Raw genomic sequence first — 20,126 nt, 5'->3', positions numbered from 1 at the left:
CGGCGCCGATGTCCGCGCCGCCCTCCTCACCCTCGTCGTCGACCTCGGCCTGAACAGGGTGACCATCTTGCGGCAGCGCTTGCGCAAGCTGCTGCTCTTGCGCACCTTCCAGTGGATCTCCTTGCTGATGGGATCTAGCCCGAAGACGTGGTCACCGACTTGGATCTGCTCTCGTAGGTCCGCCATCCGAGTGGCGTGAGCGCCTCCGTCGCGGCATCGACCCCGGCGTCAGCCGGGGAGGGGATCGTCTCCATGCCGAGAGTCTGGTGGCTGCCACTGACATTGGGTGCGTCCGCTCGTGGACATGGACCTGCCGCCAACGACGGTGCTCCCGCACTCGTCGACCATCGACGTCAGAACTCGCGGACGAAGCCAGGGCGGATAGGGCGGCACCGAGGGCCGCGTCGCGACACGCTCGGACGCAAGGGTGACACGCGAGCCTTCGGCGCATACAAGCGGCGCATCACCGGATAGGCATGCAACTGCGCCAGGCGGCGACCGGCTGGGCCACGAGGGCCATGACCAGGCCTCTGCTCGCTGCCCGGACGGACAGCCCGGGGCACTGCCGCTCACCCCAGCCCGATCGGAAGGCAGTAACTTGAAGATCAACATCGTGGGTCCCGGCAACATGGGCCGAGCCATCGCCGCCCGCGCGCTCACCGGCGGCCACAGCGTGTGCCTCGTCCACCCTGACGCCGACCGCGGCAGAGCGGCGGCCGACGAGCTCAAACAGCTCTTCCCCGACGGCGAAACCGGCTCAGCCACTGCAGCGCAGGCAGCCGACATGACGGTGCTGGCCCTGCCCTACAACGCAACGCTGGAGGTCGCCGGATCCGCCCGTGCCACGCTGTCCGAACAGGTCGTGGTGGACATCTGCAATCCCGTCGACTTCGTCACCATGGACTCGCGGGTTACGCCCGCCGACACGTCGGCCGCCGAGCAGATCCAGCGCATCGTCGGCACGGACGCGAAGGTCGTCAAGGCATTCAACACCACGTTCGCCGGCCTGCTCACGACCGGTGATGGCCACGGCTTCCCGCTCGACGTACTGATCGCCGGCGACGACTCCGCTGCCAAAGCCAAGGTCGCGGAGCTAATCTCCTCCGGCGCGATGCGTCCCCTGGACGTCGGTCCGCTGCGCCGCGCCCGGGAGCTCGAGGCGTTGGGCTTCCTGCACATCTCCGTCCAGCAACCCCTGGAGCTGAACTGGCAGAGCGCCATCAAGATCCTCCCCTGACTGAACCGGACGGGCGGGTGCGCCAGACCCTCCCCAGTCAGCCGAAAGCCCGCACGAGCGGCTCGGCTTGGCTACCTCCCCGGACATCGACGCCGCCGTCAGACAACTTGCCGCCGACGGCTTCCCCGTCAGTCGACCAGCTTGGGCTGCGCCGCGAATACGCCGCAGCGGTACGCGGCCACCGCGACGCCGTGGCCGTCCCGCGGACCTCGAATCGGCTGTGGACCTACTTCAGCCCAGCGGAGGATATCGTTCCCAGCGAGCGCACCGGCCGCTTCCGAATCGGCGGCGATCAGCCGGTCCTGGACGCGTACGGCCACAGTCGCATCTTGGTGGAGGACGCGGCCATCGCCTTGATCAATGAGGCGGAGCTGCAGGACGAGCGAGCTGGCGGGCGGCATCCTTGCGTAGGGGTGAGCTGCGGCCGGCCGGGCGCAGGTGGCCGGTGTCGTCGTAGCGGCCCAAGATGAGCGTCTGGGGGCGCGCCACGGGGGGCCTGTGATGGCGCCGATGATGGCTCGGCCGCCTGCCGCCCCGTTCGTGGTCTTGTGCGCGGCTTCCACGGCCACGGCCGTCGACTCGCCGCCTGATGGAACGGTGCCCTCAACACGCCCGCCACACTGGAAGCTGCCCTGCATCAGGCGGTGCGTGACCTGGCACGCGCCCACGGCACCGGGCACTGCCACGACGCCCCGCACCGGGCGCTCGTCTAGCTCCAGCCGAAACGCGCGGCTCACGCAGGAACCCGGGCTTGCCGCCGACGACCGCGGCTGAATCCGCAGCGTCGTCCGCAGGGCCCCGCCGATCGCAGTGCCGTTGCTGGACCCGGTCCCGTCGCTGTCGACGTTCCCTGCGCGCGGTGCGCCGTGATCTCACCGCGCGGGAGGGGCCGGTCTCGCCGCGGGACCGGACGCGGCACGCGCCCACGACGTCCTGGTGCTGCATGCGATGCGCTGGCCCGACGGGACCCGCCGCCCCTTCTCCCGGCTCCTACTGCCTTGTCCTTCACGTCGACGGCCGGCGCTTCCCGGCGGTCGCCTTCACCGTCCTCGACGCCTTGCCCTCTCCCGGCCGTCCAGTCCTGCTCACCAGTCCCAGGCCGCTCCCTTTCGCGCGCCACCGCGGCCCGGTGCGTGCTGTCCGCAATCCCCCGAAGGAGTGACCCGACCTGATCGAACGAGTTTGGGCGCTGACACCCCGCAGCCCGCACGGGCCGACCCTGACATGAGAACTCGCGTTCGCCGAATGCCCTCCATGGGGCCCGTGACGGGACCGAATCAGCCGCGTTTTTAGAGCATCAGTGCCACACCGACGCCCAGATGAAGGACGCCATGCACCCCACCCTCGCCCTCTTGCAGCAGCCTCCTGGAATCGAACGGCGGGCCCTCCCGCGCACGCGCAGCGTTGACGGCACGCGCACGTCAGCACACCCGGATGCGGGGTGGACGGCATGAGTGAGCCCACCGATGCACCAGCCGACAGCGTTCCGGGACCGCGCACCACCACCGCGCAGTCCCCCGCCGCCTCCGCCACCGCGCCGGCGCCCGAGACGCAGATGCGGTACGTCGACCTGACCGGCAGCCGCGAGGCGGCCGGCCGCTCGATCCGGATGCGCGACATGGCCCGCCGCCTGCCGCAGTTGGTGCGCCGCTCGCTGGCCCTTGCCTGGCGCGTCGATCGGCGGGCGACCGTCGGCCTGCTGCTGTGCCAGCTTGTCACCGGCGTGATGCAGGCCTTAGGCCTGGTCGCCATCGCCGGCACCCTGACCGCCCTGCTGCGTGACGGAGACGTCTACCACCGCCTCCTTCAGGCGTGGCCCTCGGTCGCCCTGCTCGCCGGGGCCGCGGGTGTGCGCGCGCTTCTCGGCATCACCGTCAACTGGCTCTCCTCCCGGCTGGGCCCGCTGATGTCTCGCGAGGCCGAGCAGATGCTGCTCACCGGCTGCGCCGAAGTCGAGCTGTGCGCGTACGACGACCCCGACTTCAACCGCGACCGCGAGGCCGCCGACCGCGGCGCCCAGGTCACCGGCGACCTGATCAACGAGGGCCAGGACCTGATCGCCTCAGCCGCCGCCTTCCTCGCCGGGGCGATCGTCCTGGCCGGCGTGCACTGGGTCCTTCTTCCCCTTCTCATCGCCGCCAGCCTCCCGCAGGCCCTCGCCCAGATCAGCGCCGCACGCGCCCGATATCTGGCGAACCTGCGCAGCAACGGCGACGACCGGATGCTGTCCGTGCTGCGCTGGCACATCTACACCAAGGACGCCGCCGACCAGATCCGCGCCGGCACCATGGCTGACTTCCTCTCCGGCCGCTACCGCAGCACCGTCGCCCGCATCAACCGCGAGGACCGGGCCGCAGCCGACCAGGGCGCCCGCATGTCCCTGGTCGGCGCGATGTGCGGAGGGCTGGGGTCAGCCGTGGTGTGGGCGGCGGTCGTGTGGCTGCTGGCGACCGGCCGGATCACCGTCGGACATGCCGGCACGGCCGTCTTCGCCCTGCAGACCGTCGGTATGGCGGTCCGCGGACTGGTGGCCGTCGGCGCCCGCGCCGTACGGACCGGCCTGTACATGGACGACTGGACCCGTTTCCTCGACAAGGCCGGCGGCTTCCGCATGCGCCGCGGCCCGCACCACCCCCCGGCGCCGGAGACGATCGAAGTCAAAGGGGTCACCCACCGCTACGCCGGCAAAGACCGTGACGCCCTGTCCGGCGTCTCCCTCACCCTGCGCCGCGGCGAGGTCACCGCACTGGTCGGCTTCAACGGTTCGGGCAAGTCGACGCTGTCGAAGCTGGTCAGCGGCCTCTACCTGCCCACCGACGGGCAGGTGCTGTGGGACGGCGTCCCCACTGGCGACTGCGACCCGCAGGCCCTGTGGCGACAGGTCGCCCTCGTGCCGCAGGACTACGCGCACTGGCCCCTGACCGTGCGCGAGAACGTCACCCAGGGCCAGCCCACCGCCCGCGGCGACGCCGCAGTCCGCGAGGCGTGCGAGGCGGCCGACGCCGACGAGGTCGTCGCCAAGCTCGGAGCCGGCCTGGACACCCTCCTGGCCCGCGAGTGGCTCAACGGAGAGGAACTCAGCGGCGGCCAGTGGCAGCGCATCGCCCTGGCCAGGGCGTTCTTCCGCCCAGCCGGTCTGCTGGTCCTCGACGAGCCGACGGCCAACCTCGACCCCCGCGCCGAATTCCGCATCTTCCAGCGGCTACGGACCCTTGCCCGGGACCGGGCGGTACTGCTGGTGACCCACCGCATCACCAACGTGGCCATCGCCGACCGCATCGTCGTCCTCGACGACGGCAAAATCGTCCAGGAGGGCACCTACGCCCAGCTCTGCCAACAACGCGGACTCTTCCAGCAGTTGCTGTCCTACCAGATCACGTCCGAGCCGGACAGTGACAAGCACGAGACCCCCGCGTGAGCCGCCTCGGAGCCACCTTCGCGCGCCCCGCAGCAGCGGCTACCCCCACCGCCGCCAACCTGCCCGCCCTACTCCTGCCCTTCCGAGGTGATGACGTGCCGCTCACGCGCTCCCACATCCGCCAAACCGCCGAGGCGTACCTGACCCGGCATCCACACGAACGGGACTCCCTCGCTGGTCTGCTCTCCCTCCTGGACGGCGCCGACGACCCGGCCGACCGTGCCACGCTCCCCGGCCACGTCACGTGCAGCGCGGCCGTCATCGACCGTGAACAGCGCGTACTGCACATCGGCCACCGGAGCACAGGACTGCTCCTCAGCCCAGGTGGCCACATCGAGGGGGACCGGACGCTCCTGGCCGCGGCGCTGCGCGAAGTGTGCGAGGAGACCGGCCTCCGGCCGGGCCACCTTTGCCTCACCCCGCAGTTCCTCGGGGATCCGATCGACATCGACGTCCATGACATCGGCGCCAACGCCGCCAAGGGTGAAGGCGCACACCAGCACTTCGACTTCCGCTTCCTCTTCTACCTCGTGCCCGAGCAGCACCCCCAGCTCACCTTGCAGGACGAGGAGATCTCCGGCGTCCGCTGGCTCGACTTCGCCGACGTTCGTTCCAGGAGCTTGCGCGCCAAGCTCCTGGACGCCCGCGACCAAGGTCTGAGCGGGCGGCCGGAGCCCGTCAACGCAACGCCTCCGCGCTGATCCACGACGGCCACGGCAGATATCTCCTCCACCTGCGCGACCAGCGCGAAGGCATCTGGGCCCCTGGCACGTTCGCGCTCCTGGGCGGCGGCCGCACACGCAACGACGCCAGCCTGGAGGCGACCGTGCGGCGGGAACTCGCCGAGGAAGTACCAGGGCTGGAGGTGGCCCATCTGGCGCCTTACGCACTGGAGGAGGCGACGAGCGTCGACGGCCTTTCGGTGCCGATCCAGGTCTTCCAGGGCCGTTGGAGTGGCGACCCGGAGACGGTGGACCTGCACGAGGGCGTGCTGCTGCGGTGGTTCACCCCGGACATGCTCGAGCGGCTTAACCTCAGCCCCGGTCTCGGTGACTTCATTCGCCGGCACGCCGCCGAGCATCCGCCCGCCGGCAGCCCGCCAGCCGCGACCCGGCTGCTGCGCGAGGAGGCACCGGAGGGAACTGAGCTCCACATCGTCGGTGTCCACCTCTACCTGGAGGACGCCCACGGCCGGATCCTTCTCGGCCTGCGTCACCGCGACTCGGCGTACGCGGGCAACACGTGGCACTTCCTGGCCGGGCACTGCGAACGCGAGGAAGCCGTCGCCTGCCTGGTCAGGGAGGCGCAGGAGGAGGCCGGGCTGGTCATCGAGCCGGACGACGTCCACCTCGTGCACATCGTCCACCACGTGGACTCACCGTCAGCCCGCCCCAGGATCGGCCTGGTCTTCCGGGCCGGCACCTGGTCCGGCACCCCGGCTGTCCGGGAGCCCGACCGGTGCGTCGAGTGGCGGTTCTGGAACCCGAAGGACCTCCCCACCGACGTCGTGCCCTACACCCGCCAGGCGATCGAAGGCGTGCTCGCCGGTCGCCTGTACTCACAAAGGGGGTGGGACAGGCGATGACGCTCCCAGACACGAACACGGCAACCCCGGCCCAACTTGGCCGGGCACCCGGACCGGCAGCGGCTGGTACAGGCCCGCTTGCGGTCGCGGTGGACCCTGCTGCCGCGCGCACGGCGACGGTCGCCGAACCGCAGGCCAGGCACGAGTTGCGGCACGGGCCGGTGCCCGACGCCCTGCTGGCGCTGCCGCGCGAGGTGCTGATGCCGCAGGCATACGTGCGGCGCAGCGCGCCGGACGAGGAGCCGCCGCGGTGGGATCTGCCGGCGGACCGCTGGCGCCCCGCCGGCCGATGCGGACCGGGGCTTGTGGCTGGCCGCGGACCATCTCTGTCCCGGACGCACCCGCCGAACGGGTCGGGGAGCTGGTCGCGCTCGCGCAGGTCCTCCAGGTCGCCGGGCGCGGCGGCCACCCGGACCTCGCTCCCCACCTCGCCCGCCACGCCGGGCACGTCACCGGCACGCCCGTGCCCATTACTGTGACCGCCCTGGAGATCCCCGTGCTGCCCGCCCTGCTTGCCCGTCTTCGCTCACCTGGACGACGAGTGTCTCCTCGCCCGGCGACGCTCACGATCACCGCCACGAAGAACCACCACATGGGAGGGCTCTTCAACAGTTCGATGCTCGACTACCACAACCAGAGGCCATCCTTCGACATACGGTTCTGACCGGTTCCGGCCATACGCCCATCACGCCTGACCGGGCGCTCCTGAGTACTGGTCCCCGCCGTCCCCGCGGGGACGGACCGAGGGCTTCGGCGTAGTTTCGTGACGCCCGGTTCGTGAAGATCTTCCCGTTCGGCGGTGCTGGGCCCGGGGCTTGATCGCGGGCCCCTCCTCGGGTGTTCAGGGGGCGAGAGCCGCTCCGTCCGCTCCGGGTGCGGACTCGGAACCGTCCGCGTACAGGGCAGTCACCCTGTAGTAGTGGGTGGTTCCCTCGGTGAGGCCGGCGTCCACGTAGGTGGTCTGCGTGGTCTGCGCCAGCTTCTCGTACGCCGTCGTCTGCGGGTTCCAGCGGTAGACCTGGTAGCCGGTGGCGTCGGCCACGTGGTTCCAGTTCAACTCGACCTGTGCGAGCCCCCGCTGCGGGACGGTCGCATCCAAGCTGATCGGCGCGCCTTCGGGGGCCGGCACGCTCGGGGTGGTGTCCTGCTCTGTCGCGGTCACGATGTTCGGCGAACGGGTCCACTCGTAGTGGGAGTTCCAGTCGTCGTCCACGGCGTCGATGAAGAAGCAGCGCTCCTCGCCGTCAGGGAGGGTGGCGTAGTCGTAGGAGGTGGTGTCGGTGGACAGCCACTCCGCCGCGTACACCTCGCACGCCTTCAGGTCCTCGTCACTGATCACCCGACCGGCGTAGACGGCGTACCGGGCCAGATCGGGCGTCGGGTTGGCGTCCCAGGCGAGGTGGAAGCCGTAGCCGGTCGGGGTGACCGTCAGCCCGGTGACCGCGGAGGGCGGAGGTCGTCCCAACGCCGGTCCATGATCACGACGGACGGTGCGGACGCGTTGCCCGCGGCGTCGACGGCGCTCACCCGGTAGGCGTAGGTGACACCCGGCGTGCCCGTGCCGTCCCGGAACGACGGCTCGCCGGTGCTCCCGATCAGGCTGAAGGGGCCGTCCGCGCCCGGTGCCCGGTAGACCCGGTACGACACCGCCTGCGCGACCGGGTTCCAGCCGAGCCGCAGCCCGTTGTGCTCCGAGGTGTCGGTCACCTGCAGACCGCCCGGCACCGCGGGCGCCGTCCGGTCGACGGTGGTGACCGTGACGTCGGAGCTGCCGTATGAGGTGTTGCCGGCCTTGTCGTAGGCGCGGACCTCGTAGGCGTATGCGGCACCCGCCACCGGCAGGGTGCTGTCCGTGTACGACGTACCCGTGGTGGAGGCCAGCGGGGTGGCGGGGAAGGCCGCGCCCTGTGCACGCCGGTAGACGCGGTACCCGGAGAGGTCCATCTCCTTGTTCCGCGCCCACGTGAGCTGGGCGCGCCCCGTGATCCTGTCGTAGGACACGGCGAGACCGGCCGGGGCGAGCGGTTTGACCTGGTCGGCGGTGGCGGAGGTCAGCGGGGTGTACGTGAACGAGACGGCGGCGGCGCCGGTCCAGTTGACGTAGTCGACGCGCAGGGTGTGCTTGCCGGGTGGGACGGTGAGGTTGACGGTGCGCCAGACCGTGCTGGAGGTGTTCTTCCACAGGTCGATCCTGCGGCTGCCGTCGAGGTAGACGCGCATGCCGTCCTGGCCCCTGACGGCGAGGGAGAAGGGCCCGCCGGAGCCGAAGTCCCGGGTCACCGTCCAGCGGACGCCGAAGTTGTCGGCGGGCAGGCCGGTGGCGGGGGCGCCGCTCCAGGACTCGGCGACGGCGCTGTCGCAGTCGGTGCACTTGGGGGTGCCCGAGAAGGTGGTGTTCGCGAAGAACTGCCGGGTGTAGGCCGGAGAGGTACACCCCGCGGCGGATGCCGGAGTGGTGGCGGTCGTGAGCAGACCGCCGGCGGTGGCGAGCACGACCGTCGCGGCGGTGGCCGTGCGTCTGGCTGGGAACATTCGGTCCTCTGGTCGCATCAGGACGGCCCCGTGGCGGCCGTCATGATCACGACTCACGAAGCACGGCGTTGGTTGTACGGATCTCTGCCGCACCCCGGACCACCGCCTCGGAGTGCCGTCACGGCGACCCCTCACAAGGGGGACCAGGAGGAGGCGCCGCGCCGGTGACCAGGACTCGCAAAGCCGCCTCAGATCCTCAGCTCTTCGAGGCGCCGGAGGTCGTCACGAACCCTCTTCCGCTCCTCTTCGGTGAGACGGACAGCGGCGGCCCGCCTCCGCCGCAGTGCGGCGCCGTTTCGAGCGGCACGTCCTGGACGGCGCCGATGTCCGCGGCGCCCTCCTCACCCTCGTCGTTGACCTCGGCCTGCTGCTGCGCCGCCGCGGCCAGGCCGCCCGCGCCCTGACCCTTCAGCTCGCCTTAGCTGGGGGAGGCCGGTGGGAGAAGACCCGCCGCCTGGCCGCCCCCTCCGCGCACGAGGAGGACCTGCGCGCCCTGGCCTACCAGCTGATGGACGCTGCAGGCCTGCAGCGCGGCCGCTCCGCAGATCCGCGACTTCCCCTACGTCGTGGACGACCCGAAGTGGGCGGCCGTGCACGGCTACGGGAGCGGGCTGCGGCTGAAGCAGCAGTCCGCTCGGAGGACCGACCCGAACCAGAGCTACCTGCTCTCGTTGCCGGCCCGGCGCCGGGCGGAAGCCATGGCCGCGCTCAACGGACCGAAGCCCCCGGGATTGTCCGTCGATCTACCCGGAGGGCCAACCGTCTCGCGGAGCGACAAGGGATGCCGGACCGCCGCCATGGGAATCCTGTACGGCGACATGAAGGGCTGGTACAGAGCGAGCTCCGTCGAGCGCTATCTTTCGACGCTGCGCACGCAACGGGTCCTGGACGATCCGCAGTTCGGCAAAGGAGTGCAAGCCTGGTCGGCTTGCATGAACCAACGCGGATTGCGCTACTCGTCACCGCTGCAAACGGCCAACCGCTTCAGGGGCGGCGGCAAGGAATCCCTTCGCCAGGAGAAGGCGACCGCGGTGGCGGAGGCCGAATGTGCGAGGAGCAGCGGATTCTCCGCGACAGCGGCTCGGCTCGACAAAAAGTACGAGCAGGAGCTGTCCATGGCATACGGCAAGGATCTGGCACTGGCCGAAGCGCTGCGCAAAAAAGCGGTTCCCCAGGCTCGTGTGATCCTCGAGGGAGCAGCCCGGCCGGCACGGAAACACCGGCCGCATCCCTCCTCGACAAGTGAAATCCCTCAGTCGGCAGACGGAAGAACCCAGAGGAGTTCTCCATGATCCGCATCGGCAAGTGGGCGGCTGTCGTGATCACAGCCACCGTCGGCGTGACGGTGCTGCCCGCGGCTGCCCAGGCCAACGACGGATACCTCAAGGCCTACCAGGACATCAACTTCAACGACTACACCTACGCACGGCCTGCGGCGTGGGGAGGAAACAGCACCGACTGGAGGGACCGCGGAATCCGGAACGAGGCGTCGTCGATCTGGAACGACGGCTGGCTCGGTCCGCTCGACGACGTGCTGCTCTACTGGGGCATAGGCTGGGGAGGCGCGTCCTTCTGCCTGCCGAACGGCGACTCGCTGCGGAACATGACACTCGACCACTTCCCTTACAACGGCAATGGCGCGGGGGCGCCCCTCAACGACAACGTCGCGTCCCACAAGTGGGTCGAGTCCTGCTGAATCCGGCGTGACAAACGTGCCGCCCCTTGGCCCCGTCCCTGTCGTGGACGGGGTCAAGGGTTTCCGTCGGTGTCGCTCGGCTCCGCCACCGGGTGCGCCGTCAGTCCAGCATGACCAGACACCATCGGGCCCCGGGGAGCCTGTCATGACATCCCCCGGGGGCACGTCGGAACCCTCCTGCTCAGCGGTGTGCACCGCCGCCCTTGTCACGTGAACTCGCCGGCGGTGGGAGAACCTGCGTGGAAAGGCGGGGCGGTGAGGGTGTCGTCGGTGTGCAGTTCGGCGTGTAGAGCGAGCTACCGAGATTGAACTCGTGGTGTCGTAGGGTCTGATGGCTCGTCGCTCGTGCGGTATCACCGGGGCATGCGGTATCCGTAAGGAGGCGGGCTGACTGCCAAACGGCAGCAGCTTCGCGAGGAGTTACGGCTCAAGGTGGCTGAGCGGTTCGCCCAGGGGGAGGCGAGCTCGGTCACCGCCAAGGCCCTGCGCGTCAACGTACGCTCGGTACAACGGTGGCGGCAGAAGTGGGACGAGGGCGGTCCGCGGGCCCTGTGGTCGCAGGAGCCGGCATCGCTGCCGAGGCTGAGCCAGGAGCAGTTCGCGCAGCTGAAGGCGGAGCTGGCCAAGGGGCCAGCCGCGCACGGCCGGGAGGACCAGCGCTGGACACTGGCGCGGATCAAGACGGTGATCGGTCGGCGCTTTCACATGGCCTACACGATCCAGGGCGTGCGGAAACTGCTGGCGCGTAACGGCTGGTCCTGGCAGGTCTCGGCCCGACGGGCCATGGAGCGGGACAACGACGCGGTGGCCGGGTGGGTCAAGGAGGTGTGGCCCTGCGCGGAAGACTTGCGGCGGCCCGTGGAGCCTGGCTTGTCTTCGAGGACGAAGCCGGATTCTCCATTCGCCGCCGCACGCGAAGACCTGGTCACAGCGCGGCCGGACCCCGGTGGTGCGGGTCCGCGGCCGCTCCCGCAGACGGATCTCCATCGCCGCGCTGACCTGCTACAAACCCCGTCACCGCTCCAGGCTCATCTACCGGCCCGCCATGACGACGGCCGTCGCGATGGGCGCAAGAGCTTCTCCTGGCGCGACTACCGGGACCTGTTGATCGCAGCACACCAGCAGCTCGGCGGTCCGATCGTTCTCGTCTGGGACAACCGCCCACCTGCAAAAGTTCGCCGAGGCCCGGGACTGGCTGACCATCTACTATCTGCCGCCCTACGCACCCGACCTCAACCCAGTCGAGGGGATCTGGTCCCTCCTGCGACGCGGCTGGCTCTCCAACGTCGCCTTCAGTACCCCAGAACACCTCGTCCAGCGCATCCGGCGCGGCCTACGGCACATCCAGTACCGCAGCGAACTCATAGACGGCTGCCTCGCCGAGACCGGCCTGACGATCAGAACCACCTGAGCAACCAGGCCACGTCTCGAGTTCAACCTCAGTCATGCAGGGCGGCCGCGAGTGACTCGGCCAGGGTCACGGGCGGGCGGCCGATCAGGCGGCGCAAGTCGCCGGAGTCGGTGTACATCTCGCCGCGGTTCATACCGCGGTCAGCGTCAGCGAGGACCTCCGCCAGCTCGGCGGGTAGGCCCGCGGAGGCCAGTACCTGGGCGAAGTCGGCCACCGGGAGGTCAGCGTAGGTAACCTGCTTTCCGGCCGCAGCGGAGATCGCGGCGGCGAGCTCAGTCAGGGTGAAGGATTCGTCGCCGCCGAGCTCGTACACGGCGCCGGTGTGGCCTTCAGCGGTGAGGACGGCCGCTGCGGCCTCGGCGTAGTCGGCGCGGGACGCGGCGCTGATCCGCCCCTCGCCTGCGGCGCCGACGACCGCGCCGTTGTGCAGGATCTGCGGCAGTTGGCTGGTGTAATTCTCCAGGTACCAGCCGTTGCGCAGCAGCACGCTGGGGATTCCGCGGTCCCGCAGATACGCCTCGGTCTCGCCGTGCGTGGCACCGATGACGGTGGTGGCCGTGTCCGCGTGCGTCGTGCTCGTGTACGCCACTAGCGACACGCCTGCGGACGCCGCGGCGTCGATCACGCGGCGGTGGTTGGCGACCCGCTCGCCCACGGGGACCGAGGCCGAGATCAGCAGCAGCCTTTCCGCCCCCGCGAATGCCTCGGCCAGGCCGTCGGTGTCCGCGAAGTCGGCGCGGCGTACCGTGATGCCTCGGTCGGCCAAATCCTTGATCCCGGCGATGTCCCGGCCGGTCGCGATGATGTCCGCGGCCGGGATCCCGCGCCGCAGCAGTGCCTCGACGGGGAGCCTGCCCAGCTGGCCGGTGGCTCCGGTGACGACGATCGGCATGATGGTCATTCCTTCCTTCCGCGCGTGCCTTGCACGCCTGCCGCGGTCCGTCCGCAGCGGGATGGAACACAGAATGACCTGGACACTCTCTGTTGGGGAGTAGCCACTTCTTGGTACGGTACTTACCGAAGCGAAAGCATTGGGGTGAGCCGTATGGCTGCTGTCGAGAAGGTGACCGGGCCCATGCCGTCATTCGATCCGTACGAGCGCGGCTGCCCGTCGCGGGACCTGCTCGACCACATCGGCAGTAAGTGGGCGGTTCTCGTGCTCGGCGAACTCGGCCGGAACGGGACCTCCCGGTTCGGCCAGCTCCGGCAGGCGCTGGCGGGCGTGAGCGAGAAGATGCTCACCCAGACGCTGCGCACCCTCGAACGCGACGGGCTGGTCAGCCGGACCGTCTACCCAGAGGTGCCGCCGCACGTGGAGTATGAGCTGACCGCGCTCGGCCAGACGCTACGGGAACCGCTGAAGGCGCTCACGGAGTGGTCCGTTCTGCACATCGAAGAAGTCATCACCGCCCGCGAAGAGTACGACGACCGCACTGAGCGCACCAGGTAAACAGCGGCGGCCAGCGGTCTGATCATAGACGGCCGCCATGCCGGGACCAGCCTGACGATCAGACCCACCCAAGCCACCCGGCGACATCACGAGTTCAACCTCAGTAAGACCGTGCCCTATGTGGTGAGGCCGACGAGCCGTTTGGAGAGCGGATGGCAGCGCCGAAGCCGAGAAGGGCCAGGTGGTTCCGGGGATCGCCGCTCGTAGCGGGGGCTCAGATGTCGGTACCCGGGCAGCCAGGAGATGGTGTGTTCGATGACCCGTCGGCGGCGGCCCAGGCTGTCGCTGTACTCGACGTCCTGGCGGGCGATGCGCACTCCGATGCGCTTGCCGCATAACGATTTACGAGGCTGAGGGACGTCATCGGGCCCGGTCGGCGTGCAGACGTCAGGGTTTGAAGTGAGGGCCGTGTCTCGTTTACGGCCAGCCACCATCGGCTTCCACGCTTCGCTGTCGTGGACTTTGGCGGTGGAGACGCCGACGAGGAGGAGCAGTCCATCCGCGTCCGACAGGAGGTGCATCCTGGCTCCCGGCTTGCCCCGGTGTTCGCCCCTTTCTTCTGTCACACACGTAGCCAACCGGACCGAGCCGTCGCCAGCACGCCCGCACGGCGCCCGCGCGAAAAGGGGGACCACGTCTTGATCACCTGGGGTTAGGATCACGCCGACCATAACTTACATAGGGGGAAGGCAACTTCATGTTCCAAGCACGCAGCCGAGTGAGCACGGTGCTGGCGGCGACAGCCGTGGCCGTCGGTCTCTCGATCGGTGTCGGTGCGGGCAGTGCCGCGGCGGCGCCCCGGCTCACCACGGACACGATCTTTTACCAGGACGGCAAGTCGGTGGTCGTCTCCCTGTACGCCGACGGCAAGTACGCCGGCGCGGTGACCTGGAACGCGGACCCGCTGGGCGACAAGCCCGGGGACGCGCTGCAGGCGTACGACGGCGGGGCGGACGGCTGGGGCGTCATGGGGACGGTCACGGACCCCTGGATATACCGCTCGGCTTCCACGGCCGGGCACGCCTCTCCGTACACCACCAAGTGGGTGACCGGGGACCTCACGGAGGACACCCGGCTGGACATCTCGGTGTGTCTGGTGAAGGGGTCGCAGAAGGTCTGCGACTACAACCTGCCCCGCGTCTCCTCGTAACCGCACTCATGTAACGCCGACGGCCTCAGCCGTCTGCGCACGAGGGGGGCCGCTCCAGCCGGGGGCGGCCCCCGCGGCAGACCGCGGGCGGCCCACTCCCGCCGTTGACGGTGTAGCTGAACCCGGATCATGGGCCAGCGCTGAACGGACTTCCCCACGGCGGGATCCCGCCGCAGCCAAAGATCGGGCCCATGCCGACGTAGCCATCCCCGGGTTCACGGGGTGTCGGTGTGTACCCAGTCGACGTTCTTGTGGTTGAGGCCGCTTGGATCAGCCAGTCCCGGCCGCGCGGCCTGGCAGCGAGGCTGTGCTGCTGCTCTGTCTCGCGGCGTTCCTGATGGCCGCCCTGAACGAGTCGGTGGCCAAGGTGCGGGAAGTCCGCGGGGAGCCGGCCGGGGGGCACGAGCTGCCGAAGAAGAAGACCGCCAGGAAGGTCCCGGCCAAGAAGACGGCAGCGAAGAAGACGACCAGCCGCCGCCCCCGGAGCGCCTAGCCCCGCTGACGAACCGCATGGCGGTGCCCCACCGCTCCTTCGCTGCGGTCATGCATCACTGGCACAGCGGGTTCTCTGGGGCAGGAAGCGTGGCGCGAGGCAGGGTTCAGGACTCAGTGCAGTTCAGCGCCGGTGCGGCTGACGATATCGAGCGCAACAGGTGTGGCGCCATCGCTGAATCGGGCGACGGTGTGAGCGGAGGTGGGGCGAGGGTCGGGGTGGGTGCCCATGCCGATGTCGCTGTCACATGAGCTAGTCGGCGGTTCGCGTTCCAGGCGGTGTTGGGCTTGGCTCCGATGATGGCGCTGCGGATGTCCCCGGCCGTGGTGGTCGTCGTGCTTATGCCTGGGGTTCCGGCGCGATCTCCTTGATCAGGCCCTCGACGAGCATCTTGATCTCGTCGCGGATCGGGCGGACGGCCTCGACGCCCTGGCCGGCCGGGTCCTCCAGCTGCCAGTCGAGGTACCGCTTGCCGGGGAAGACAGGGCACGTGTCGCCGCAGCCCATCGTGATGCAGACGTCGGACTCCTTGACGGCGTCCACGGTGAGCATCTTCGGGACCTCGGCGGAGATGTCGATGCCGACCTCGGCCATGGCCTCGACGGCGGCCGGGTTGAGCTGCTGGTCCGGGTTGGAGCCGGCGGAGCGGACCTCGACACGGTCCCCGGCCAGGTGGGTCAGCCAGGCGGCGGCCATCTGGGATCGGCCCGCGTTGTGGACACAGACGAAGAGCGCGGAGGGCTTGTCGGACATCGAAGGTCTCTCTTGGTCTCGCGCCTGCACGGCGGCGGAGGGAAAGGCGCCAATGCGTCAGCGCCCGGTGACATCAGTCACCGCTGATGTGACAATATCAGTGCATGCTGACGTCAGCCGACACTGATCTGATCCGGGTCCTGGCCGACCCACTCAGGCTGCAGATCGTGACCCTCCTCGCCGAAGAGACGCTGTGCACCACCCACCTCGTGGAGGAGACCGGTGCCAGGCAGACCAACCTCTCCAACCATCTGAGAGTGCTGCGCGAAGCCGGGATCGTGGAGACGGAGCCGTGCGGCCGGTTCACCTACTACAAGCTGCGCGCGGACGTCATCGCATCGCTTGCCGGACAGTTCGCCGAGCTGGCCGAGTCGGCCCGCAGCGCCGCCGACAACAAGCGGCCCTGCCCCTAACCTGTCGCCGCCCCGGCGACCGCACCGAGGAGTCCTGTTGACCGTCACGCACGAGTCCGCCGCGGAATCGGCGATACCCGACGCCGCCCCGCAGCCAGCTCCGGGCGCGACCCCGCCCCGCCGGCCGCTGGCCGCGCGGGCCGCAGCCGAACTCGTCGGCACCGCGGCCCTCGTCGCCGTTGTCGTCGGCTCCGGTATCCAGGCCACCGAACTGACCAAGGACGTCGGGGTGCAGCTGCTGGCCAACTCCCTGGCCACCGTCTTCGGCCTCGGCGTGCTGATCCTCCTGCTCGGCCCCGTCTCCGGCGCGCACTTCAACCCCGTTGTCACGCTGGCCGAGTGGTGGACGGGCCGGCGCGGCGGCACCGGGGTGACGATCCGCGAGGCGGCCGTCTACATCCCCGTCCAGACCGTAGGTGCGATCGCGGGGGCGATCCTGGCGGACGGGATTTTCGGCAGGCCGCTCGTGGAGTGGTCCGCGCACGACCGCTCGGCCGGGCACCTGCTGCTCGGCGAGGTCGTCGCCACGGCGGGCCTGGTCATGCTGATCTTCGGGCTGGCCCGCACCGACCAGCTGCGCTTCGCCCCGGTGGCCGTCGCCTCCTACATCGGCGCCGCCTACTGGTTCACCTCGTCGACGTCCTTCGCGAATCCGGCGGTGACCATCGGCCGTACCTTCAGCGACACCTTCGCGGGTATCGCCCCCGGGTCCCTGGCGGGCTTCATCTCCATGCAGCTGATCGGCGGCGCGGTCGGCCTGGCGCTGGTGGCACTCATCTTCGCGCCCGGTCGGAAAGTGGAGGGCTGATCCAGTCTGCCCGGGAGTGCGTCCTCGCAACGGCCGCTCGCTCGGCGGAGCCGCCACGCCGGAGACGACTGCGCCCCCGTTCGCTTCAGCTGGATTCAGGCTGCGGTCGGCGTCATGGTCAGCAGTTTGCCCATCGCGGCCAGTACGGAGGGCTCGACCCGGTAGTAGACCCAGGTGCCGCGCCGCTCGGAGGTGAGCAGCCCGGCTTCCTTGAGCTTCTTCAGGTGGTGGGAGACGGTCGGCTGGGAGACGCCGACGTCGGAGATGTCGCACACGCATGCCTCGCCGCCCTCGTGCGAGGCCACGGCCGAGAACAGCCGCAGACGGACCGGGTCGCCCAGTGCCTTGAACATCCGCGCGGCCGTCTCGGCCTCGTCCGCGGTGAACGGCCGCTCGGTCAGCGGCGGGCAGCACGGCGTCACGGCCCCGGACGCCTCGGGTTCGAGTAGCGGCAGTACCTTCGCATTCGACATGCGTCTATGTTGACACATGTCGAACCAGGCGGGCGAGGGTCACCGGCTTCGAAGGTGGGCGGCGCTGCGGCGGGCGATGCGGGCAGCGTCCCCGCCGACTCCGCGCAGCGAGTTGGAGGACAGGGAGCGCTGCCACTCCAGCCCGACGAAGGCCAGGCCCGGCACAGTGGCCGAGGCGCCGCCGCGGTGCACCGGCTGCCCGGTGGCGTCGAGCCCGCCGTCCAGGCCGGCAAGGTATGGCAGGTCGGGCTTGTAGCCGGTGGCGAGCACGATCGCGTCGGCTTCCTCCCGGGTTCCGTCCGCCCAGCAGACCTTCGCGCCGTCGATGCCGGTGAAGAGCGGCCGCCTATCTGGGGTGCCCTGGGCGAGGGCGATGCGGTAGCGGCCGTCGTCGATGACGAGCTGCGTGGGCGGCCGGCGCAGCAGGCCGCCGAGCGGGGCGATGTCCAGGCCGGTGTGCCGCAGTCAGAAGTGCAGGTCGCGCCCGGCGATCTTCTGGCCGGCGAACTTCACCGGCGCGCGGCTGGCGAGCGTGACCCGGGCCTCTTTGGCGAGTTCGGCGGCGATCTGCACTGCGGAGTTCCCCGCGCCCACTACCACGCCCCGCTGGCCGGTGAACGGGGCCGGGCGGCGGTAGTCGGCGGCGTGCAGCACCGTGCCGGTGAAGCGGTCCAAGCCCACAAGGGCGGGGCGGTGCGGGTGTCCGAACGTGCCGGACGCGGCGACCACGGCCCGCGCCGCCAGTGCGCTGCCGTTGGCCAGCTCTACCTCGAAGCCGGCGCTGCCGCGCCGTACGCCGGTGACCCGGCGGCCGGTGCGGATGTCCGCGTCCAGGCCGGCGGCGTACGCCGTCAGGTAGGCGGCCACCTCGTCCCGGTGCGGATAGCGGTCCGGATAGCCGGAAAACGACATGCCGGGCAGGGAGCTGTACCGGGCCGGGGAGAACAGGGTGAGGCTGTCGTAGTGCCGCGGCCAGGACCCGGCCGCAGCCCCGGACGCCTCCAGCACCACTGGCCGAAGACCCCGCGCAGCAAGGTGTGGGCGGCGGCGAGGCCGGACTGCCCGCCACCGATCACCGCGGCGTCGATGTGCTCCACGAACGAACACCCTGGTTTCGATGAATGTCTATGTTGACGCCCATCGATACAGATGTCATGCTGGGCCGCGCAAGCCATCGACGGATGTCGAAACACGCAAGGAGTCGCCGTGAACGCGCCCGCCACCACCGAGCTGCCCGTCGTCGTGATCGGAGCCGGCCCCGCCGGCCTGGCCGCCGCCGCCCACCTCATCGACCAGGGCATCGAGCCCCTGGTCCTCGAAGCCGGACCGGCCGCCGGAGCGGCGGTGCGCGAGTGGTCGCACGTACGCCTGTTCTCCACCTGGGGCGAGGTCGTCGACCCCGCCGCCGAGACGCTCCTCGCTCCCACCGGCTGGACGCGGCCCGACCCGGCCACCTACCCCTCCGGCGGCGACTGGGCCGAGCAGTACCTGCAGCCGCTCGCCGACGTCCTCGGCGACCGCGTCCGCACCGGCGCCACCGTCACCGGCGTCTCCCGCACCGGCCGGGACCGGATCGTGGACGCCGACCGCGAACAGCAGCCGTTCGTCGTGCACGTCGCCCACAGCGACGGCAGTGAGGAGCGCCTCTTCGCCCGCGCCGTCATCGACGCCTCCGGCACCTGGACCACACCGTCCCCGGCCGGCGGCAGCGGATTGCCCGCCCTCGGCGAGAAGGCCGCCGCGGACCGGATCACCTACCGCGTCCCCGACCTCAAGGACCCCGCCGTCCGCGCCCGGTACGCGGGCAAGCGCACCGCCGTGATCGGCTCGGGCGCCTCCGCGTTCACCGCCCTCGCCTACCTCGCCGACCTCGCCAAGGCCGACGACGGCGCGGGCACGAAGGCCGTGTGGATCCTGCGCCGCGGCATCTCCGGCTCCACCTTCGGCGGCGGCGAAGCCGACCAGCTCCCCGCCCGCGGCGCCCTGGGCCTGGCGGCGAAGGCCGTCGTCGACGAGGGCCACGCGGACGCGGTCACCGGCTTCCGCACCGAGGTGATCGAGCGGGCGGACGACGGCCGCCTGATCCTCGTCGGCGAGGACGGCCGCCGCCTGGACCCGGCCGACGAAGTGATCGTCCTGACCGGCTTCCGCCCAGACCTGTCCTTCCTCGACGAACTCCGCCTCGGCCTCGACGAGCGCCTCCAGGCACCCGTCGCCCTGGCTCCGCTCATCGACCCCAACCAGCACTCCTGCGGCACCGTCTACCCGCACGGCCACCGCGAGCTCTCCCACCCCGAACAGGGCATCTACCTCGTCGGGATGAAGTCCTACGGCCGCGCCCCCACCTTCCTCGCCATGACCGGCTACGAGCAGGTTCGCTCCGTCGCCGCCGCCATCGCCGGCGACCTCGACGCGGCCGACCGCGTCGAACTCACCCTGCCCGAGACCGGAGTCTGCGGCGGAGCCGGCCTCTTCGACGCCCCCGAATCCGACCAGAGCGGCGGCTGCTGCGCCCCGGCGCCCCAGCTCGTCCAGCTCGGCGCCCAGGCCGCGGTGGCCGTCGGCGCCACGGCCGCCGAGGAGGCTCCGGCGGGCGGCTGCTGCGGCTCGTGACTGACCTGACCACCCCAGCCCGCGGGGCCGCGACCGGATCGGGGAATCGGTTGCGGCCCCGTGCTGCCTCAGGTCCGTGCTGAGCTAGCCGAGC

Annotated in this window: 22 protein-coding genes and 2 pseudogenes; 15 read left to right on the top strand and 9 right to left on the bottom strand. The window is 70.4% G+C overall.

Translation table 11 applies throughout. The annotated features are described in order from the left end of the window. Window positions 1-598: 598 nt before the first annotated feature. The gene (locus IE308_RS09155; RefSeq protein WP_190217437.1) at window positions 599-1,237 is read left to right on the top strand and encodes an NADPH-dependent F420 reductase; all 639 of its coding nucleotides are present in this window, start codon (window positions 599-601) and stop codon (window positions 1,235-1,237) included. 128 nt (window positions 1,238-1,365) lie between these two features. Here the strand turns inward: IE308_RS09155 and IE308_RS09150 are convergent, their stop codons facing one another. Next, on the bottom strand, window positions 1,366-1,557 hold the full coding sequence (locus tag IE308_RS09150; RefSeq protein WP_190217436.1) for a hypothetical protein: 192 nt from the start codon (window positions 1,555-1,557) through the stop codon (window positions 1,366-1,368). Window positions 1,558-2,792: 1,235 nt separating this feature from the next. Here IE308_RS09150 and IE308_RS09145 point away from each other — a divergent pair. The 4 genes from IE308_RS09145 (at window position 2,793) to IE308_RS09135 (ending at window position 6,904) form a co-directional block, all read left to right on the top strand. After that, window positions 2,793-4,655: an ABC transporter ATP-binding protein gene (locus tag IE308_RS09145; RefSeq protein ID WP_190218246.1), complete on the top strand. Its 1,863-nt coding sequence runs from the start codon at window positions 2,793-2,795 to the stop codon at window positions 4,653-4,655. Between the two features lie 95 nt (window positions 4,656-4,750). Continuing rightward, a complete protein-coding gene (locus tag IE308_RS37335) occupies window positions 4,751-5,356 on the top strand; it encodes an NUDIX hydrolase (protein WP_308440092.1) in 606 nt (201 codons plus the stop codon). Further along, a complete protein-coding gene (locus tag IE308_RS37330) occupies window positions 5,353-6,240 on the top strand; it encodes an NUDIX domain-containing protein (RefSeq protein WP_308440104.1) in 888 nt (295 codons plus the stop codon). The genes IE308_RS37335 and IE308_RS37330 overlap by 4 nt, the downstream gene beginning before the upstream one ends. A gap of 250 nt (window positions 6,241-6,490) precedes the next feature. Next, window positions 6,491-6,904 carry a hypothetical protein gene (locus IE308_RS09135; protein WP_190217435.1) on the top strand — a complete coding sequence of 138 codons (414 nt, stop codon included), beginning with the start codon at window positions 6,491-6,493 and terminating at the stop codon, window positions 6,902-6,904. A 177-nt stretch (window positions 6,905-7,081) separates the two neighbouring features. Here the strand turns inward: IE308_RS09135 and IE308_RS36825 are convergent, their stop codons facing one another. Together IE308_RS36825 and IE308_RS09130 are read right to left on the bottom strand one after the other, a co-directional pair. Further along, on the bottom strand, window positions 7,082-7,705 hold the full coding sequence (locus IE308_RS36825; protein ID WP_229908779.1) for a fibronectin type III domain-containing protein: 624 nt from the start codon (window positions 7,703-7,705) through the stop codon (window positions 7,082-7,084). Then, window positions 7,669-8,772: a fibronectin type III domain-containing protein gene (locus IE308_RS09130; protein ID WP_229908778.1), complete on the bottom strand. Its 1,104-nt coding sequence runs from the start codon at window positions 8,770-8,772 to the stop codon at window positions 7,669-7,671. The genes IE308_RS36825 and IE308_RS09130 overlap by 37 nt, the downstream gene beginning before the upstream one ends. Before the next feature lie 283 nt (window positions 8,773-9,055). Here IE308_RS09130 and IE308_RS36820 point away from each other — a divergent pair. The 4 genes and pseudogenes from IE308_RS36820 to IE308_RS37575 all read left to right on the top strand — a co-directional run. Next, window positions 9,056-9,280: pseudogene (locus tag IE308_RS36820) on the top strand (DinB/UmuC family translesion DNA polymerase); the annotation flags it as partial. A 58-nt stretch (window positions 9,281-9,338) separates the two neighbouring features. Next, window positions 9,339-10,064, top strand: a complete 726-nt coding sequence (locus IE308_RS09125; RefSeq protein ID WP_190217434.1) for a hypothetical protein — start codon at window positions 9,339-9,341, stop codon at window positions 10,062-10,064. Beyond that, window positions 10,061-10,468, top strand: a complete 408-nt coding sequence (locus IE308_RS09120; protein ID WP_190217433.1) for a hypothetical protein — start codon at window positions 10,061-10,063, stop codon at window positions 10,466-10,468. The genes IE308_RS09125 and IE308_RS09120 overlap by 4 nt, the downstream gene beginning before the upstream one ends. A gap of 387 nt (window positions 10,469-10,855) precedes the next feature. Continuing rightward, a pseudogene (locus IE308_RS37575) lies at window positions 10,856-11,879 on the top strand (IS630 family transposase). A gap of 28 nt (window positions 11,880-11,907) precedes the next feature. On the opposite strand, the gene IE308_RS09105 reads toward IE308_RS37575, so the two are convergent. Further along, on the bottom strand, window positions 11,908-12,780 hold the full coding sequence (locus IE308_RS09105; RefSeq protein WP_190217432.1) for an SDR family oxidoreductase: 873 nt from the start codon (window positions 12,778-12,780) through the stop codon (window positions 11,908-11,910). Between the two features lie 144 nt (window positions 12,781-12,924). Between IE308_RS09105 and IE308_RS09100 the strand changes: the two genes are divergently transcribed. Further along, complete coding sequence (locus tag IE308_RS09100; protein ID WP_190217431.1) at window positions 12,925-13,329, top strand: winged helix-turn-helix transcriptional regulator; 405 nt, start codon at window positions 12,925-12,927, stop codon at window positions 13,327-13,329. Between the two features lie 116 nt (window positions 13,330-13,445). On the opposite strand, the gene IE308_RS09095 is transcribed toward IE308_RS09100, so the two are convergent. Continuing rightward, window positions 13,446-14,000 (bottom strand): transposase, encoded by a 555-nt coding sequence (locus IE308_RS09095; RefSeq protein WP_373314485.1) that lies wholly within the window; start codon window positions 13,998-14,000, stop codon window positions 13,446-13,448. A 26-nt stretch (window positions 14,001-14,026) separates the two neighbouring features. On the opposite strand from IE308_RS09095, the gene IE308_RS09090 reads away from it, so the two are divergent. Beyond that, on the top strand, window positions 14,027-14,479 hold the full coding sequence (locus IE308_RS09090; protein WP_190217429.1) for a hypothetical protein: 453 nt from the start codon (window positions 14,027-14,029) through the stop codon (window positions 14,477-14,479). A gap of 265 nt (window positions 14,480-14,744) precedes the next feature. Then, window positions 14,745-14,972, top strand: a complete 228-nt coding sequence (locus tag IE308_RS09085; RefSeq protein WP_190217428.1) for a hypothetical protein — start codon at window positions 14,745-14,747, stop codon at window positions 14,970-14,972. Window positions 14,973-15,311: 339 nt separating this feature from the next. Here the strand turns inward: IE308_RS09085 and IE308_RS09080 are convergent, their stop codons facing one another. Next, entirely contained in the window at window positions 15,312-15,725 is a 414-nt protein-coding gene (locus IE308_RS09080; RefSeq protein ID WP_190217427.1) for an arsenate reductase ArsC, read from the bottom strand. 104 nt (window positions 15,726-15,829) lie between these two features. Between IE308_RS09080 and IE308_RS09075 the strand changes: the two genes are divergently transcribed. Then, complete coding sequence (locus IE308_RS09075) at window positions 15,830-16,138, top strand: ArsR/SmtB family transcription factor (RefSeq protein WP_190217426.1); 309 nt, start codon at window positions 15,830-15,832, stop codon at window positions 16,136-16,138. Window positions 16,139-16,175: 37 nt separating this feature from the next. After that, a complete protein-coding gene (locus IE308_RS09070) occupies window positions 16,176-16,946 on the top strand; it encodes an aquaporin (RefSeq protein WP_190217425.1) in 771 nt (256 codons plus the stop codon). Window positions 16,947-17,041: 95 nt separating this feature from the next. Here IE308_RS09070 and IE308_RS09065 read toward each other — a convergent pair whose 3' ends face one another. The 3 genes from IE308_RS09065 to IE308_RS37320 form a co-directional block, all read right to left on the bottom strand. Beyond that, window positions 17,042-17,419: an ArsR/SmtB family transcription factor gene (locus IE308_RS09065; protein ID WP_190217424.1), complete on the bottom strand. Its 378-nt coding sequence runs from the start codon at window positions 17,417-17,419 to the stop codon at window positions 17,042-17,044. Between the two features lie 39 nt (window positions 17,420-17,458). Beyond that, window positions 17,459-17,689 (bottom strand): hypothetical protein, encoded by a 231-nt coding sequence (locus IE308_RS37325; protein ID WP_308440091.1) that lies wholly within the window; start codon window positions 17,687-17,689, stop codon window positions 17,459-17,461. Between the two features lie 195 nt (window positions 17,690-17,884). Further along, window positions 17,885-18,427, bottom strand: coding sequence for an NAD(P)-binding domain-containing protein (locus IE308_RS37320; protein WP_308440090.1), 543 nt, complete (start codon window positions 18,425-18,427; stop codon window positions 17,885-17,887). Between the two features lie 198 nt (window positions 18,428-18,625). Between IE308_RS37320 and IE308_RS09055 the strand changes: the two genes are divergently transcribed. Further along, window positions 18,626-20,032 carry an NAD(P)-binding domain-containing protein gene (locus IE308_RS09055; RefSeq protein ID WP_190217423.1) on the top strand — a complete coding sequence of 469 codons (1,407 nt, stop codon included), beginning with the start codon at window positions 18,626-18,628 and terminating at the stop codon, window positions 20,030-20,032. Window positions 20,033-20,126: the final 94 nt, after the last annotated feature.

Origin of the sequence: Streptomyces griseosporeus (assembly GCF_014656055.1) — a bacterium.
Lineage (GTDB): Bacteria > Actinomycetota > Actinomycetes > Streptomycetales > Streptomycetaceae > Streptomyces > Streptomyces griseosporeus.
This window is presented reverse-complemented; position numbering and strand designations above follow the sequence as displayed.

What these genes read in the sequence shown, in the direction of transcription:
- IE308_RS09095 (WP_373314485.1), bottom strand. Translation starts at nt 14,000, where the DNA reads ATGGTCGGCGTGATCCTAACCCCAGGTGATCAAGACGTGGTCCCCCTT.
- IE308_RS09065 (WP_190217424.1), bottom strand. Translation starts at nt 17,419, where the DNA reads ATGTCGAATGCGAAGGTACTGCCGCTACTCGAACCCGAGGCGTCCGGG.
- IE308_RS09120 (WP_190217433.1), top strand. Translation starts at nt 10,061, where the DNA reads ATGATCCGCATCGGCAAGTGGGCGGCTGTCGTGATCACAGCCACCGTC.
- IE308_RS09100 (WP_190217431.1), top strand. Translation starts at nt 12,925, where the DNA reads ATGGCTGCTGTCGAGAAGGTGACCGGGCCCATGCCGTCATTCGATCCG.
- IE308_RS09075 (WP_190217426.1), top strand. Translation starts at nt 15,830, where the DNA reads ATGCTGACGTCAGCCGACACTGATCTGATCCGGGTCCTGGCCGACCCA.
- IE308_RS09145 (WP_190218246.1), top strand. Translation starts at nt 2,793, where the DNA reads ATGCGGTACGTCGACCTGACCGGCAGCCGCGAGGCGGCCGGCCGCTCG.
- IE308_RS09080 (WP_190217427.1), bottom strand. Translation starts at nt 15,725, where the DNA reads ATGTCCGACAAGCCCTCCGCGCTCTTCGTCTGTGTCCACAACGCGGGC.
- IE308_RS09105 (WP_190217432.1), bottom strand. Translation starts at nt 12,780, where the DNA reads ATGACCATCATGCCGATCGTCGTCACCGGAGCCACCGGCCAGCTGGGC.
- IE308_RS09130 (WP_229908778.1), bottom strand. Translation starts at nt 8,772, where the DNA reads ATGTTCCCAGCCAGACGCACGGCCACCGCCGCGACGGTCGTGCTCGCC.
- IE308_RS09090 (WP_190217429.1), top strand. Translation starts at nt 14,027, where the DNA reads ATGTTCCAAGCACGCAGCCGAGTGAGCACGGTGCTGGCGGCGACAGCC.